The organism is Rhizobium sp. PEPV16 (genome assembly GCF_008919455.1).
GTDB lineage: Bacteria > Pseudomonadota > Alphaproteobacteria > Rhizobiales > Rhizobiaceae > Rhizobium > Rhizobium leguminosarum_Q.
This window is the reverse complement of record NZ_VSZV01000222.1, coordinates 1-14,881: the sequence shown is the minus strand read 5'-3', so window position 1 is coordinate 14,881 and position 14,881 is coordinate 1. Positions and strand designations below refer to the sequence as shown.

Below are 14,881 nucleotides of genomic sequence, written 5' to 3'. Positions count from 1 at the left end.
TACACACATGTCCTCGAAGAGAGGCTGCAGCAGCTTGTCCAGACGCATCACCCCCTTGCCAAACAGGCGAAAAAGCACGAATAGGACCGGCGACAAGGGGCGGAGCCAGGAAAACGCCCCGGGCACAAGGAACGGAAACGCACCTCATGCACAATTATCTCGACTTCGAAAAGCCGATCTCCGACCTCGAAGGCAAGATCATCGAGCTGAAGAAGCTCGCAACGGAAGACGAGAGCATCGACACCACCGATGAGATCGGCAGGCTGGAGGTTCGCGTCCGCGACGCCATCGTCGAAATCTATTCCAAGCTCAATCCCTGGCAGAAGACGCAGGTCGCCCGCCATCCGCAGCGCCCGCATTTTGTCGATTACGCCAAAACGCTGTTCCAGGAATTCACGCCGCTCGCCGGCGACCGCAAATTTTCCGAGGATGCCGCAATCCAGGCGGGCCTTGCCCGTTTCCGCGGCCAGCCGGTCGCCGTCATCGGCCAGGAAAAGGGCAACGACACCAAGAGCCGCCTGAAACACAACTTCGGCAGCCCCCGCCCGGAAGGCTACCGCAAGGCGATCCGTATCCTTGAAATGGCCGACCGTTTCGGACTGCCGGTGATTTCGCTGGTGGATACGGCAGGCGCCTATCCCGGCGTCGGCGCCGAAGAGCGCGGCCAGGCAGAGGCGATCGCCCGCTCGACGGAAATGTGTCTCGGCGTCAAGGTTCCCCTCGTTTCCGTCGTCATCGGCGAAGGCGGCTCGGGCGGCGCCATCGCCATCGCCACCGGCAACAAGGTCTATATGCTCGAGCATTCGATCTACAGCGTCATTTCTCCGGAAGGGGCCGCCTCGATTCTCTGGCGCGATTCCACCCGCGCCCGGGAAGCGGCGACCAACATGAAGATCACCGCGGAGGACCTGAAATCGCTCGGCGTCATCGACGGCATCATTTCCGAGCCGCTCGGCGGCGCACATCGCGATCCGGACAGCGTGATAGCAGCAACCGGTGACGTGATCGCCAATGCTCTGGCCGAAATGGCACCCCGCTCCGGCGAGCAGCTACGCAACGACCGTCGCCAGAAATTCCTCGCCATGGGCCGTAATCTCTAACAGACATTCGGTTTCTCATCGATTGGGGCCAAATCTTGGCCACATTGATGTTATCTGTAGCATTCGCGCTTGCGGGGATGTTCCAGGCACGTCATAGGCTGGTAAGGACTTGTAAAGTATAAGCCGTCTATGATTCCGTTTGATGCCGGGACTCCATGGGCGGACCGGGTCGCATTATCTTTATGGGCTAGTTGGGATGCGCATACGTCATTTTGCCTATATTTCCCTCATGGCGCTGGCTCTGTCCGGCTGCAATGACGCGTTGGAAACCGCGCAGGTCGATCTTTCCAAGGTCAAGAACAAGGTCGAGCAGCCGCTTCCCAGCCATATCCTCACCGCCATGGCCGCCAAGGGCATGGACCGCAATTCGCCGATCATGATCCGCATCTTCAAGGAAGAGGGTGCCATGGAGATCTGGAAGGCGAAGACCGACAACCGTTTCGACAAGATCGCCGATTACAAGATCTGCGCCTGGTCCGGCCGTCTCGGTCCGAAGGTAAAGACCGGCGACCGGCAGGCGCCGGAAGGTTTTTACGACCTGACGCGCGCCAACCTGAACCCCAATTCCAAATATTATCTGGCGATCAACACCGGCTTCCCGAACCGCTACGACGCGGCGAACGGCCGCACCGGTTCCGATCTGATGATCCATGGCGCCTGCTCATCCTCCGGCTGCTATTCGATGACCGACCAGCAGGTGCTGGAGATCTACGCTTTTGCCCGCGACGCTTTCAAGGGCGGCCAGGCGACGGTGCAGCTGCAGGCTTTCCCCTTCCGCATGACGGCGGAAAACATGGTCAAGCATCGCCTCGACAGCAGTTACGACTTCTGGAAGATGCTGAAGGTTGGCTACGACAATTTCGAAGTGACGAAGCGCCCGCCTGAGGTCAACGTCTGCGAAAAGAAATACGTCTTCAACCAGCAGGCAACCGACGGCGGCGCCTTCAATGCCGCCGGCAAATGCCCTGCTATGTCGACGCCACCCGCACTGACGGCGGCTCTCGCCTCCTACGGCAAGACCTATGATGCCGATTATGCCAAGGCGATGAGCAAATTTGACGGCATGGCCTGGTACGATCCCACGGAAGCCGAGCGCAAGGCCGTGGTCGCCAAGCTGCGCAAGGGCCGCGAACTTGCTTACGCTCCGACCGGCACCTCGCTGGAAGCCGGCCGCTTGGTCAAGGTCGCCGAACTCGAAGACATGATGGCCAAGCGCACCGCGCAGGGCCTCGCCGCCAAGACCGCGCCGGGTGCCACGCCTGCAGCACCTGCCCAGCCACAGGCAGTGGCTGCCGCGACACCTGCGGCCGTGCCGGTGCCGATGCAGAACCCGCTGGCCTTTGCGGCGCCCGAACCGCAGGAAACGGCGGACGCCACGGCAAAGAAGCCGTTCTGGAAATTCTGGGCGAGGAACTGAACGGCTTGAACCCCGTTCTCTACGATCTTCGCGGCCTGAAATGCCCACTCCCCGTGATCAAGACACGCAAGAAGCTCGCCGCCTTGGCGAGCGGCACGCTCATTCGCGTCGACACCACCGATCCGCTGGCCGTGATCGATGTGCCGCATTTCTGCAATGAGGAAGGCCACGAACTGGTCGAGACGGTAAAGACCGAAAGCGGCCACCGCTTCCTGATCCGCAAGCGCTGACGCGCGTCGCCCAAACCGGTAAGCAGATCTCAAGGCCCCACGCAGTTAGGTATCTGACCCTCGCTTTTTGCGGGCGCATATCTCGGCGAGGCATGGGACTAGCAAACCGCCGGGCAAAATCAGCGTAAATGAATGAGCCCGACGGTTCGTACGATAGGCGTCACCTTCAGCTGCCGTCCGCGCCTCCGATCTTGCCTGCTCGCGCTTTCACAGCTGCCGATAGGAGAACAAGCAGCGGCGAAAATTCATCATACAACTACACAGCTTTTGTATGTTGACATTATACTTTACAGGTTTTAGCCATAGTGCGCCGTCGGAGGAACGGCAAGAATAGAGGAGGCTACCGATCCAGTCTTCTGTTTCCACGAGAAGAGCGACAGTGTTCGCGTGCAGAAGTATGCAACTGCTCCATCGGACCCGATGGGCACGTTGAGCCATGTTGGTATGTCTCGATGAGCAGCTTCCAACTCGCGCAACCTTTCGGGTCGGACCATCGGTGCCCGATTCTGGAAATATCGCAGGAAGGCGAAGCGTGCTGAGGATCTTCCTCTAAGTCGCAAAGCCGGGATACCGACTCTGAGAATTCATCGTCATGCAAAACGGGAGGAGAGCATGAAAAACTTTGTTAAATTGGCGGCCGGTCTTATGGTTGCCGCTTCATTCATGAGCGGCGCGGCCAGCGCTCAAACGGTGCTGAAATCGTCGGATACTCATCCGGACGGCTATCCGACAGTCGAAGGCGTCAAATATTTTGGCGAGCTGTTGAAGGAGCGCACGCAGGGCCGCTATTCCCTCGAAGTCTATCATTCCGCCCAACTCGGCGAGGAGAAAGACACGATCGAACAGGTGCGCTCCGGCGTCATCGAGCTGAATCGTGTGTCAATGGCGCCCTTCAACGGCACTGTGAAGGAATCGGTCGTTCCGGCTCTGCCCTATATCTTCCGTTCGGAAGATCACATGCACAAGGTCATGGACGGCGCCATCGGCGACCAGATCAAGAAGGCGTTCGAACCGGCCGGTCTCGTGGTGCTTGCCTTCTACGATGCCGGCGCGCGCTCGTTCTACAATAAAACGAAGCCGATCAATTCGGTTGCCGACATGAAAGGTCTGAAGTTCCGCGTTATCCAGTCCGACATCTTCGTCGACATGGTGGCGGCACTCGGCGCCAATGCCACGCCGATGCCCTATGGAGAAGTCTATTCGGCAATCGAAACGGGCGTCATCGACGGCGCGGAAAACAACTTTCCGAGCTACGACACCGCCAAGCACGCCGAAGTGGCGAAGAACTACTCGCTCGACGAGCATACGATCCTGCCGGAAGTGTTCGTCATGAACAAGGCGGCGTTCGACAAGCTGACGCCGGAGGATCAGGCGGTCTTCAAACAGGCAGCCAAGGACAGCGTCGCCAGGCAGCGCGAGCTGTGGTCAGCCAAGGCCGCTGAATCGCGCGCCAATGTCGAAAAGCTCGGCGCTCAGATCACCATGCCGGACAAGCAGGGGTTCATCGACGCCATGGCCCCGGTTTATGAAAAGCACGTGAAAGACGACGTGCTGAAGAAGATGGTCGAGGATGTAAAGGCTGTGCAGTAGCCCTAGGCTGCCTTCTTTGTCGCGGAAAGCGGCGTCGGTTATCGGGGTGGAAAGTTATCTCCACCCCGGTTCACCGTTTCATGCACATCTTTCTCGTCTCCTCCCGACAAGGGAGAGTGAGCGCCCAATTTCGACGAGGTCCCTATGTCGAACAACCTGACACCCGTCGTCAATTTTCTGACACGCCTGAGCAACGCCGCCCTTTGGCTCGCGGGCACCGGCTTGGTGCTGATGACAGTCTTTGTCGCCTGGCAGGTATTTTGCCGCTATGTGCTGAACGACTCGCCGAGCTGGACGGAGCCGGGCTCGGTCATGCTGATGAGCTGGTTCATCTTCCTCGGCGCCGCCGTCGGCATCCGGGAGAACAATCATCTTGGCTTTGACGTGCTGCTTTATGTGCTGCCGAAATCCGGCAAGCGCGTCCTGCGCATGATCTCCGACGTCGTCATTCTCGCCTTTGGCGCCGGCATGGTCTGGTACGGCGGCGCTCTCATGAGCCTGACCTGGAACACAACCTTGCCTTCGCTGGGTATCTCAGGCGCGTTCGACTATCTGCCGCTCGCAGGCGGCGGCGTGCTTGCCGTCATCTTCTCGCTGGAGCGCATCGTGCTCCGCCTCGCAGGCGAACCGATCGACGATGCGCTGGATGAGATTCTGCCGGCGGAAATCGCCGTCGAGATTGAAAACATCAATGCCGATCCGAACGTCAAATTGAAAGTCTAGCGCGATGGAACTCTGGATCCTGTTTGGTGTTTTCACCACCCTGATGCTGATAGGCACGCCGATCGCCTTCTGCCTCGGCGTCGCCAGCTTCGCCACGGTGCTCTACATGGGCCTGCCGCCACTGGTCATCTTCCAGCGGCTGAATTCCGGCATGAGCGTATTTTCGCTCCTCGCCATCCCCTTCTTCATCTACGCCGGCGACCTGATGGTGCGCGGCGGCATTGCCAGTCGCATCGTCGCCTTCGCCGCATCCCTGGTCGGTCACGTGCGCGGCGGCCTCGGCCAGGTCAACATCGTCACCGCCACACTGTTCGGCGGCATCTCCGGTTCGGCAGTGGCAGAAGCCGCAGCCGTCGGCGGCCTGATGATCCCGCAGATGAAGCAGCGCGGCTATGGTGCCGATTATGCAGTGAATGTCACTTCAATGGCAGCGCTAATCGCGCTGCTCCTGCCGCCGTCCCACAACATGATCATCTATTCGATCTCTGCCGGCGGCAAGATCTCCATCGCCGATCTGTTCACCGCCGGCGTGTTGCCCGGACTATTGCTCGCGGCTGCGCTCATGGTGACCGCCTACATCGTTGCGCGCTCGCGCGGCTATCCGACAGAACCCTTTCCGGGCTTTGTCATGGTGGCTCATTTGCTCGCCGTCGCGCTGCCTGGGCTGCTGCTGATCGCAATCATCTTCGGCGGGGTGAGGTCCGGCATCTTCACTGCGACGGAAAGCTCTTGCATCGCAGTGCTCTACGCGCTGCTGATAACCCTCCTGGTCTATCGACAGATGAGCTGGAGAGACTTCGTTCACGCCACGCAGGGCGCCGTGCGCACGACGGCAATGGTGCTTTTGATTATCGGCACAGCCGCCGCCTTCTCCTGGCTGATGGCCTTCCTCAAGGTGCCGGCCTCGCTGGTGATCTGGATGAAGAGCGTCGCCGACGACCCGCTGACGGTGCTGCTCCTGCTCAATGTCCTCATGCTTGTGCTCGGCACTTTTATGGACATGGGGCCGACCATCATTATCTGCACGCCGATCTTCCTGCCGGTTGCGCAGGCCTACGGTGTCGATCCGGTGCATTTCGGCGTCATCATGATCCTGAATTTCGGCATCGGGCTGAACACGCCTCCAGTCGGCGCGGTGCAATTCGTGGCTTGTGCAGTCGGCAAGATTTCGGTGTGGGAGGCCATGCGCTCGATCTGGCCGTTCTACGGTGCGGGCATTGTGGTGCTCGGGCTGGTCACTTACATCCCGGCGATTTCGCTGTGGCTGCCGAGCGTGTTCAAATAGGAGTGCGACATGGCGACCGACACAGCCGTAGATTTCAGGGTCGAGCGAAGGCCGAAACTCTCCGAAGGCGTCGTTTCGGCCATCCGCGCTCAGGTCGTGTCGGGAGTGTACGCGCCCGGCCAAAAGCTGCCGACGGAGACCCGGATGGGCGAACTCTTCGGCGTCAGCCGCACCGTTGTCCGTGAGGCGATTGCAACCCTTGCCGCCGACGGCCTCGTCGAGGCGCGGCAAGGCGCCGGCGTCTTCGTCAAGAACCATCCGACGATTGCCTTCGGTTCGATCAGCGCCGATGTCGGCAACAAGGTTTCCCATGCGCTCAATATCATCGAAGTGCGCATGGGGCTGGAAATCGAGAGCGCAGGGCTTGCGGCGCTACGGCGCAATGCGGCTCAGGAAGCGCAGATTCAGGAAGCCTTCTTCGAATTCGACCGGCTGCTCGAGCGCGGCGAAGCAACCGGCAAGAGCGACTTCGCTTTCCACCGAGAAATCGCGGCTGCCACCAATAATTCATATTATGTCGAAGTTCTCGATGCGCTTGGCATGCGGGCCATCCCCTGCGACATCGCTTCGCCTTGGGGTACAGATAGCACGCTGTCGCGTGAGTATCAGGAAGGCCTGCAGCGCGAGCATCTGGCGATTTTGAAGGCGATTTCTGCCGGTGACGCGGAAGCCGCCCGCGCCGCCATGCGCGCCCATCTGGCGGCAAGTCAGGAGCGCTATCGCACCCTTCTCAGCGGCCAGCAGGCCAAGTGGCTTTCAAGCATTCTGAAACGCAAGGCCTGAAGAAGATCGCGTAGCAACAAAAATTCAGCGGTTTAAATCCGCATGCCGGGAATGGCGAGCGGATTGTCCGACAGCGCCGCACGATCCGGCATATCGATGCGCGGCTTGCCGAGGAAGGCGTCGAAGAGATCCTTCACGAAGGCTTCCGGCAGATCCCGGGTGATCAGCACCATGCGCGTGCGCCGGTCTTCCCCCGGCCAGGCGGCAAGCCGCACCGGCGGGTGAAAGATACTCTGCACGCCATGCAGCACCAGCGGCCGATCCGGCCGGTCGGAAACGGAGACGATCGCCTTCATCCTCAGCAGCTTCTCGCCATGGGCCGAGCGCAGCAGATCGATGAACATCTCGAGCGCCATCGGATCGATCGGCTTCTCCTCGATGATCGAGAAAGAGCGGATCGAGGCATCGTGACGGTTGACGTCGTGCGGGTCCTGATGCGCGTGACCATCATGATCATGACTGTGATGATGGTGGCCGTGGTGATCGCCATCATGATTGTGATGCGCCTCGTGTGCATCCTCGTCCTGCAGCCAGCGGCCGACATCGGCGATCTTCGTCGCCGGATCGTAGAGCCCGTTGACCAGCACCGCGGCACTGCCCGCCTCGGCGCTGTCGGCATCCATCATCACGGCACGCGGATTGAGTGCCCGCAGCCGCTTTTCCAGCCCGTCCGTTGCCCCGGCCATCGACTTTTTCGAGACGATCAGCCGGTCGGCGACCGCCGCCTGCTTGCGCGCTTCCTCATGATTGTCGAGCGTCTGCAGCCCATTCACCGCGTCGACGACCGTGACGACACCATCGAGCTCGAAATTGGTGGCGATGACGGGATTGCCCATGATCGCCTGCATGACCGGTGAAGGATCGGCAAGGCCGGTCGTCTCGATGACGACGCGCTTCACCGGTTTGACGCGGCCAGTCTGCACGGCGTCCATCAGGTTCGCCAGCGTATCGACGAGCTCGCCGCGCACGGTGCAGCAGAGGCAGCCGTCGGACAGCTCGATGATCGAATCGCCGGAACTTTCGACCAGAAGATGATCGATGCCGACATCGCCGAACTCGTTGATGATGACGGCCGCATCCTTCATGACAGGATCTTTGAGGATGCGGTTGAGCAGCGTCGATTTGCCGGCGCCGAGAAAGCCGGTCAGGATGGTGACCGGAATCCTGTCGTTTAGCGCGCTCATGTTATTTTACCTTAAAGCTTAAAAGGATGTCGGGCGCGGCATCGGCACCGGCACGTTGGCGATCGCGCCTGCCGTATCGCCGCGCGCCATTTTTTCCGGCTGCGCGGCCGGCTGCGGATCCTGGCCCGGAATGAGGCCGGCAAAGACGAATTGCGGATCGTGGTCCATCGGCTGGATATAGGGCGACTGCACCTTCATGCGGCCGACTTCGTCGCGCGTTTCGCTGCGCACCTTGGCGCCCTTGGCGCTGCAGATATCGGCGCTGATGTCGGTCACCTGGTCCTGCCCCGACCCATAGGGTCTCAGCGAACCCAGCGTGTCGTTGCCGGCAGGCTGGGTGGTGAAGCCCTTCTGCAAAAGGTTCGCCGTCGCATCGGCGCGGGCTGCAAGGCTGTCGGTGCCGAGCACGACCGAGATCAGCGTGCGGCCGTTGCGCGTCGCCGAACCGATCTGATTGAAGCCCGAGGCGCAGATAAAGCCGGTCTTCATGCCGTCTGCACCGGCGAAACGGCCGATCAGCATGTTGAGGCTCGGCACGTTCTGCTGGCCGGTGGTAAAACCCTCCAGTGCGAAATAACCGGCATATTGCGGAAAATCGCGGCGCAGCGCCACCGTCAGCACCGCAAGGTCGCGCGCCGTCGTATACTGGCCCTTGCCGGGCAGGCCGTTCGGATTGACGAAATGCGAATCCGTCATGCCCAGCTTCAGCGCCTCGCCGTTCATCCGCGTCACGAAGCCTTCCTGCGTGCCGCCGATGGCTTCGGCGACCGCGACCGCCACATCGTTGGCGGACTTCACCAGCAGAATCTTCAACGCGCTGTCGAGCGTCAGTTTCTGGCCCGGCTTGAAATACATCTTGGCGGCCGGCTGCGCGGCGGCGCGTTTGCTGATGACGATGGGCGTATCGAGGCTGATCTGACCGGCGCGGATCGCGTCGAACACGGTATAGACGGTCATCAGTTTGGTCAGCGAGGCCGGATACCATTTGCGGAAGGCTTCTTCATGCTCGAGCACGCGGCCGGTCTGCACATCGACGAGAATGTGCGGATTGGCATGGGCCACCGGAACGGAAGCCAGAAACACGGCAGTCGCCGCTGACACGAAAGAAAGCGGCCGCAAGGCAGCAAACAAACGGAAGTGGCTCGTCGACACGGTTCGTCCTTCGGATATCAGGAAAATCTCGAAATCTTCCCCTATTTAGCCTATATGGCTATGACATGGCAAAGGTCATTGACTAAGTAATTTCCACAGCCTCACACCCTTGTGATGCGATGAAAGATTGTCGAGATTTCATAACAGGAACGCCGATATGCCGATTTTGAACAGAGCCGCGGAGTTGCAGGACGAGGTCGCCGAATGGCGCCGCCATATTCATGCCCGGCCCGAACTCCTCTTCGCGGTGGAAAATACGGCTGCCTTCGTCGCCGAAAAACTCAAGGAATTCGGCGTCGACGAGATCGTCACCGGCATCGGCCGCACCGGTGTCGTCGGCCTGATCAAGGGCAAGGACGAAGGCCGCCGCACGGTCGGCCTGCGCGCTGACATGGACGCCCTGCCGCTCACCGAAATCACCGGCAAACCCTGGGCTTCGAAGACGCCGGGCAAGATGCATGCCTGTGGCCATGACGGCCACACCGCCATGCTGCTCGGGGCTGCGAAATATCTGGCCGAGACCCGCAACTTCAACGGCAATGTCGCCGTCATCTTCCAGCCCGCCGAAGAAGGCGGCGGCGGCGGCAATCTGATGGTCAAGGACGGCATGATGGAGCGCTTCGATATCGAAGAGGTCTACGGCATGCACAATCTGCCGGGCCTGCCTGTCGGCCAGTTCGCTACCCGCAAAGGCGCCATCATGGCGGCGACCGACGAATTCACCGTCACCATCAAGGGCCGCGGCGGCCACGCCGCCCAGCCGCATAAGACCATCGACCCGATCGCCATCGGCGCCCAGATCATCGCCAATCTGCAGATGATCGCCTCGCGCACCGCCGATCCGCTGCGCTCGGTCGTCGTCTCGGTGACCAAGTTCAATGCCGGTTTCGCCCATAACGTCATTCCGAACGATGCGACCTTCGCCGGAACGGTCCGCACCCTCGACCCGGAGGTGCGCACGCTCGCCGAGACGCGGTTCCGGCAGATCATCGAGGGCCTGGTCGCTGCCCACGGCGCCGAGGCCGAAATCAGCTTCCATCGCAACTATCCCGTTACCGTCAACCACCCCGATGAGACCGAGCATGCGGTCGCCACCGCGAGTGCCATTGCCGGCGAAGGCAACGTCAACGCCGAGATCGATCCGATGATGGGCGGCGAGGATTTCTCCTACATGCTGAACGCCCGCCCCGGCGCCTTCATCTTCATCGGCAACGGCGACAGCGCCGGCCTCCACAACCCGGCCTACGACTTTAACGACGAAGCCATCGCCCACGGCATCTCCTATTGGGTCCGCCTCGCCGAACAACGCCTCGGCCTTTAGCAACAATTAAGGCTTGGCTTCCCGCCAAGCCTTTTGTATGCATGGCGTGCAAGTGGTCCCGTAGCTCAGCAGGATAGAGCACCAGATTCCTAATCTGGGGGTCGCGCGTTCGAATCGCGCCGGGATCACCAGTCAATCAGATGGTTATCTCCCTCGACACAACGCACATTCCTGCAGACATGCAAGAACGCAATAATGATGTCATGAGAAACCGGCCTTTGACTGGCAGTAGCGAGGCCGAGTGTCGCGTTGAGGCCGCACGACCAAGCTCTTCGAGCCGAAGAAATTGGTGATCGATTAGACCCGTTCAACTGGCTAGTTTTTCAACATCGGCGTCGAGCCACGGTCAGTTCACTCGAAATTGGCGATCGCGCCTCGGCACAGATTGCCCCACCGAAAAAGCACTCGGGCCAGAACCACTGGATCACGACAATCAACGAATATTTTCGCAATCAGTGTTGAACCGAGCGCAAATATGCGCGCATCGGAGCACGTTATCGCAAGGTGGATACAACCACCCTAGCGAACTAACCACCCTAAATTGAAAGCAGTCTCTGCGAAAGCCGCGTCGCGTAAGCGGTCATGGTCCAGCCATGCTGAGCCTTTGGCACGGCTGCCTCGGTATCTTAGCCGACAAGAATGGCACGCTTCTTGCGTTGATTGGCCTGGGGCCGAGCAAATCTACTCGGCGGAAGCCTGGGAATGCCCACAAAAGGCGGACGAGTTCCCGGGCATCGAAAATAGGCTGATCGACGGCCAGGAGCAGATGACAACATATTCGATCGTTCTAGGACGCGAACGCCATGTCTTTCAGGATCTGAAATCGGTATTGGCTTGCGCTTCGCCGCTGAAATCAGGTGACGTGCTGGCCGGGATCGCGGCGTCAAGCAACGAGCGGCGGGTGGCCGCCCGCTACCTGCTCGCGGATATGCCTCTCAAAACTTTCCTGGAAGACCTCGTCATCCCATACGAGACCGACGAGGTCAGTCGGCTGATCGTCGACCGCCATGACTGGATGGCATTCGCGTCGGTATCTCATATGACGGTCGGTGAGTTTCGCGATTGGCTTCTCTCTTATGAGGCGACCTCCGAAAAACTGCTTGCCATCGCATCGGGCCTCACCCCCGAAATGGTCGCGGCGGTCTCCAAGATCATGCGCAACCATGACCTGATCACCGTCGCCGGCAAATGCAGGGTGGTCACGGCCTTTCGTTCCACGATCGGTCTGCCCGGCCGACTATCGAGCCGTCTTCAGCCCAATCATCCCACTGATGATCCTGAAGGCGTCGCCGGCTCGACGCTTGATGGACTTCTCTATGGGATCGGCGATGCGGTGATCGGCATCAACCCGGCGACCGACAATCTTGAGGCCTGCACAAGATTGATGATTCTTTTCGACCGGCTGCGCGAACGGTTCGAGATCCCGACCCAATCCTGCGTGTTGACCCATGTCACCACGTCAATCAAGGCGATTGAGGCTGGAGCGCCGCTCGACCTGGTGTTCCAGTCAATCGCCGGCTCGGAGGCTGCCAACAAGGGTTTCGGCGTCGATCTCGCCGTCCTCAGGGAAGGTCAGCAGGCAGCACTTTCCATGAAGCGCGGCACGGTCGGAAACAATGTCATGTATCTGGAGACCGGCCAGGGCAGCGCCCTCTCGGCCAACGCCCATCGTGGTGTCGACGAACAGACGATTGAGACCCGGGCCTACGCCGTTGCACGTGAACTCAATCCATTGCTTGTCAATACGGTGGTCGGCTTCATTGGCCCCGAATATCTTTTCGACGCCAAACAAATTATCCGCGCCGGGCTCGAAGATCATTTCTGCGGCAAACTGCTTGGCGTGCCGATGGGGGTCGACGTCTGCTACACGAACCACGCCGAAGCGGACCAGGACGATATGGATAATCTGATGGTGTTGCTGACTGTTGCGGGCGTCAGCTTCCTCATCGCGGTGCCCGGCGCCGATGACGTCATGCTCAATTATCAGAGCCTTTCCTACCACGATATTGTCGGCCTCAGGCACCAGTTCAATCGTCCGCCCGCCCCGGAGTTCGAAGCCTGGCTTCATCGCATGGGCATGATTGATCACACGGGTCGTCTTGCGCCTGCCAGCGCCTCGGGCGCCTTTTCTCGCAATCTCTTGAGCTACAGGGCATCGGCATGACTCCCTTCGAACGAGATCCATTTGCGCGGTTCCGCAACGCCACACGCGCCCGAATTGGGCTTGGAAGGGCGGGCGACGCGTTGCCGACATCGGCAATTCTCGACTTCCAGCTTGCCCATGCCCGGGCGCGGGATGCCGTGCATGGTCAAGTGGATTTCGTCGCCCTTGCCAAGCAGCTTGCTCCCGTGCCGACGGTCCGGATTCGGTCTCGCGCCAAAGACCGTACGATCTATCTGGCACGCCCGGATCTCGGCCGTCAGACCAACGCAGCCGATCTGCCAGGCCCAGGCGATCGTTATGATATCGCCTTCATCATCGCAGACGGACTTTCAGCCTCGGCGGTCGAACACCACGCAGTGCCGCTGTTTAAGGCATGCATGAAGCGTCTTGGCAACTTCAGCGTCGCCCCGGTGATATTGGGCGAGCAGGCGCGAGTGGCATTTGGTGATGAGGCAGCGGCGGCGTTTGGCGCAGAAGTTGCCATCGTGCTGATTGGCGAGAGGCCGGGACTAAGCGTGCCTGACAGCCTCGGTGCCTACATCACGTTCCGCCCGCAATCGGGACGGCGTGATAGTGAGCGCAACTGCATTTCGAATATTCATGCAGACGGGCTCGGCTACGAGGTCGCAGCCGACAAGATCGTTTGGATTGTCCGGGAGGCGCTTCGCCTGCAGCTGACCGGTGTCGATCTCAAGGAAAACGCCGAAGGCGCCATAGAAGCGCTGCCACACCAAGAAGCATAAAGTTCAATTTAAAAAAAAGGGAACAATCATGTCAAATTCTCAACCGACGCTCGCCAAAAGCCTGACCGGGCTGCACTTATGGGGACTTGCCGTCGGCCTCGTCATCTCAGGCGAATATTTCGGCTGGAGCTATGGCTGGGCGGCGGCTGGCACACTCGGCTTCTTGATCACCACGATCCTGATTGCCGTCATGTACACCACCTTTATCTTTTCCTTCACGGAATTGACGACGGCCATTCCGCATGCCGGTGGCCCTTTTGCATATGCGCTCAGGGCTTTCGGCCCGCTCGGCGGCTTCGTTGCGGGCTTTGCGACATTGGTTGAATTCGTCTTCGCCCCTCCGGCCATCGCGCTGGCCATCGGCGCCTATCTCAATGTGCAGTTCCCGGGGCTCGATCCGAAAATGGCGGCTGTCGGCGCCTATATCATTTTCATGGCGCTCAATATCGTCGGAGTCACGATCGCGGCAACCTTCGAACTCCTCATCACCATTCTGGCGATTGCCGAACTGCTGATCTTTATGGGTGTCGTCGCGCCGGGCTTCTCTTTTGCCAATTTCGCGGCCAATGGCTGGGCTGGCGCCCCTGAATTCTCGGTCGGTGCCATTGGAGGCATCTTTGCCGCCATTCCATTTGCCATCTGGTTTTTCCTGGCGATCGAAGGCGCGGCGATGGCGGCTGAGGAGACCAAGAACCCCACCCGCACCGTTCCCATTGCCTATATTGCGGGTATTCTGACACTCGTCTTCCTCGCATTCGGCACCATGATCTTCGCCGGTGGCGTCGGCGACTGGCGCACGCTGTCCAATATCAACGATCCGCTACCGCAGGCGATGAAGGCGGTCGTGGGCGAATCCTCCGGTTGGCTGCATATGCTGGTCTGGATCGGCCTATTCGGCCTGATTGCTTCCTTTCACGGCATCATCATGGGCTATTCCAGGCAGATTTTTGCGCTGGGCCGCGCCGGCTACCTCCCGGAAGCCCTTGCAAAAATCCATCCGAGATTCCGCACGCCTTATCTCGCAGTCCTGGCAGGTGGCGCCGTCGGCATCGCAGCCATCTTTTCCGACAGCCTGATCCAGATCGGCGGTTTGCCGCTGACCGCCAATATTGTCACCATGTCGGTGTTCGGCGCGATCATCATGTACATCGTCTCGATGGCGTCGCTGTTTAAGCTGCGTCAAACCGAA

13 protein-coding genes and 1 tRNA gene are annotated in these 14,881 nt (G+C 60.0%); 12 read left to right on the top strand and 2 right to left on the bottom strand.

Annotation, left to right across the window (positions count from 1 at the left end; genetic code table 11):
• Positions 1–146: 146 nt before the first annotated feature.
• From FY112_RS07270 to FY112_RS07240, 7 genes are all read left to right on the top strand, one after another.
• Positions 147–1,100 carry an acetyl-CoA carboxylase carboxyltransferase subunit alpha gene (locus FY112_RS07270; RefSeq protein ID WP_151518078.1) on the top strand — a complete coding sequence of 318 codons (954 nt, stop codon included), beginning with the start codon at positions 147–149 and terminating at the stop codon, positions 1,098–1,100.
• Between the two features lie 196 nt (positions 1,101–1,296).
• Complete coding sequence (locus tag FY112_RS07265) at positions 1,297–2,517, top strand: murein L,D-transpeptidase family protein (protein WP_151518077.1); 1,221 nt, start codon at positions 1,297–1,299, stop codon at positions 2,515–2,517.
• A 5-nt stretch (positions 2,518–2,522) separates the two neighbouring features.
• A complete protein-coding gene (locus FY112_RS07260) occupies positions 2,523–2,747 on the top strand; it encodes a sulfurtransferase TusA family protein (protein ID WP_151518076.1) in 225 nt (74 codons plus the stop codon).
• 612 nt (positions 2,748–3,359) lie between these two features.
• Positions 3,360–4,337 (top strand): TRAP transporter substrate-binding protein, encoded by a 978-nt coding sequence (locus tag FY112_RS07255; RefSeq protein WP_151518075.1) that lies wholly within the window; start codon positions 3,360–3,362, stop codon positions 4,335–4,337.
• Positions 4,338–4,481: 144 nt separating this feature from the next.
• Positions 4,482–5,060: a TRAP transporter small permease gene (locus FY112_RS07250; RefSeq protein WP_064647636.1), complete on the top strand. Its 579-nt coding sequence runs from the start codon at positions 4,482–4,484 to the stop codon at positions 5,058–5,060.
• A gap of 4 nt (positions 5,061–5,064) precedes the next feature.
• A complete protein-coding gene (locus tag FY112_RS07245; protein ID WP_151518074.1) occupies positions 5,065–6,345 on the top strand; it encodes a TRAP transporter large permease in 1,281 nt (426 codons plus the stop codon).
• A 9-nt stretch (positions 6,346–6,354) separates the two neighbouring features.
• A complete protein-coding gene (locus tag FY112_RS07240; RefSeq protein WP_094087301.1) occupies positions 6,355–7,128 on the top strand; it encodes a FadR/GntR family transcriptional regulator in 774 nt (257 codons plus the stop codon).
• Positions 7,129–7,160: 32 nt separating this feature from the next.
• Here the strand turns inward: FY112_RS07240 and FY112_RS07235 are convergent, their stop codons facing one another.
• Entirely contained in the window at positions 7,161–8,312 is a 1,152-nt protein-coding gene (locus FY112_RS07235; RefSeq protein ID WP_017962327.1) for a GTP-binding protein, read from the bottom strand.
• Positions 8,313–8,330: 18 nt separating this feature from the next.
• Positions 8,331–9,464, bottom strand: coding sequence for a D-alanyl-D-alanine carboxypeptidase family protein (locus FY112_RS07230; protein WP_151518073.1), 1,134 nt, complete (start codon positions 9,462–9,464; stop codon positions 8,331–8,333).
• Positions 9,465–9,621: 157 nt separating this feature from the next.
• Between FY112_RS07230 and FY112_RS07225 the strand changes: the two genes are divergently transcribed.
• From FY112_RS07225 to eat, 5 genes are all read left to right on the top strand, one after another.
• The gene (locus FY112_RS07225) at positions 9,622–10,785 is read left to right on the top strand and encodes a M20 aminoacylase family protein (protein WP_151518072.1); all 1,164 of its coding nucleotides are present in this window, start codon (positions 9,622–9,624) and stop codon (positions 10,783–10,785) included.
• Between the two features lie 54 nt (positions 10,786–10,839).
• Positions 10,840–10,916, top strand: a tRNA-Arg gene (locus tag FY112_RS07220).
• A gap of 635 nt (positions 10,917–11,551) precedes the next feature.
• Complete coding sequence (locus FY112_RS07215; protein WP_151518071.1) at positions 11,552–12,949, top strand: ethanolamine ammonia-lyase subunit EutB; 1,398 nt, start codon at positions 11,552–11,554, stop codon at positions 12,947–12,949.
• Entirely contained in the window at positions 12,946–13,692 is a 747-nt protein-coding gene (gene eutC, locus FY112_RS07210) for an ethanolamine ammonia-lyase subunit EutC (RefSeq protein WP_131708696.1), read from the top strand. Before FY112_RS07215 ends, eutC begins: the two co-directional genes overlap by 4 nt.
• A gap of 28 nt (positions 13,693–13,720) precedes the next feature.
• Positions 13,721–14,881: ethanolamine permease (gene eat / locus FY112_RS07205; protein WP_181018176.1), on the top strand; the 1,161-nt coding region annotated here is incomplete at its 3' end.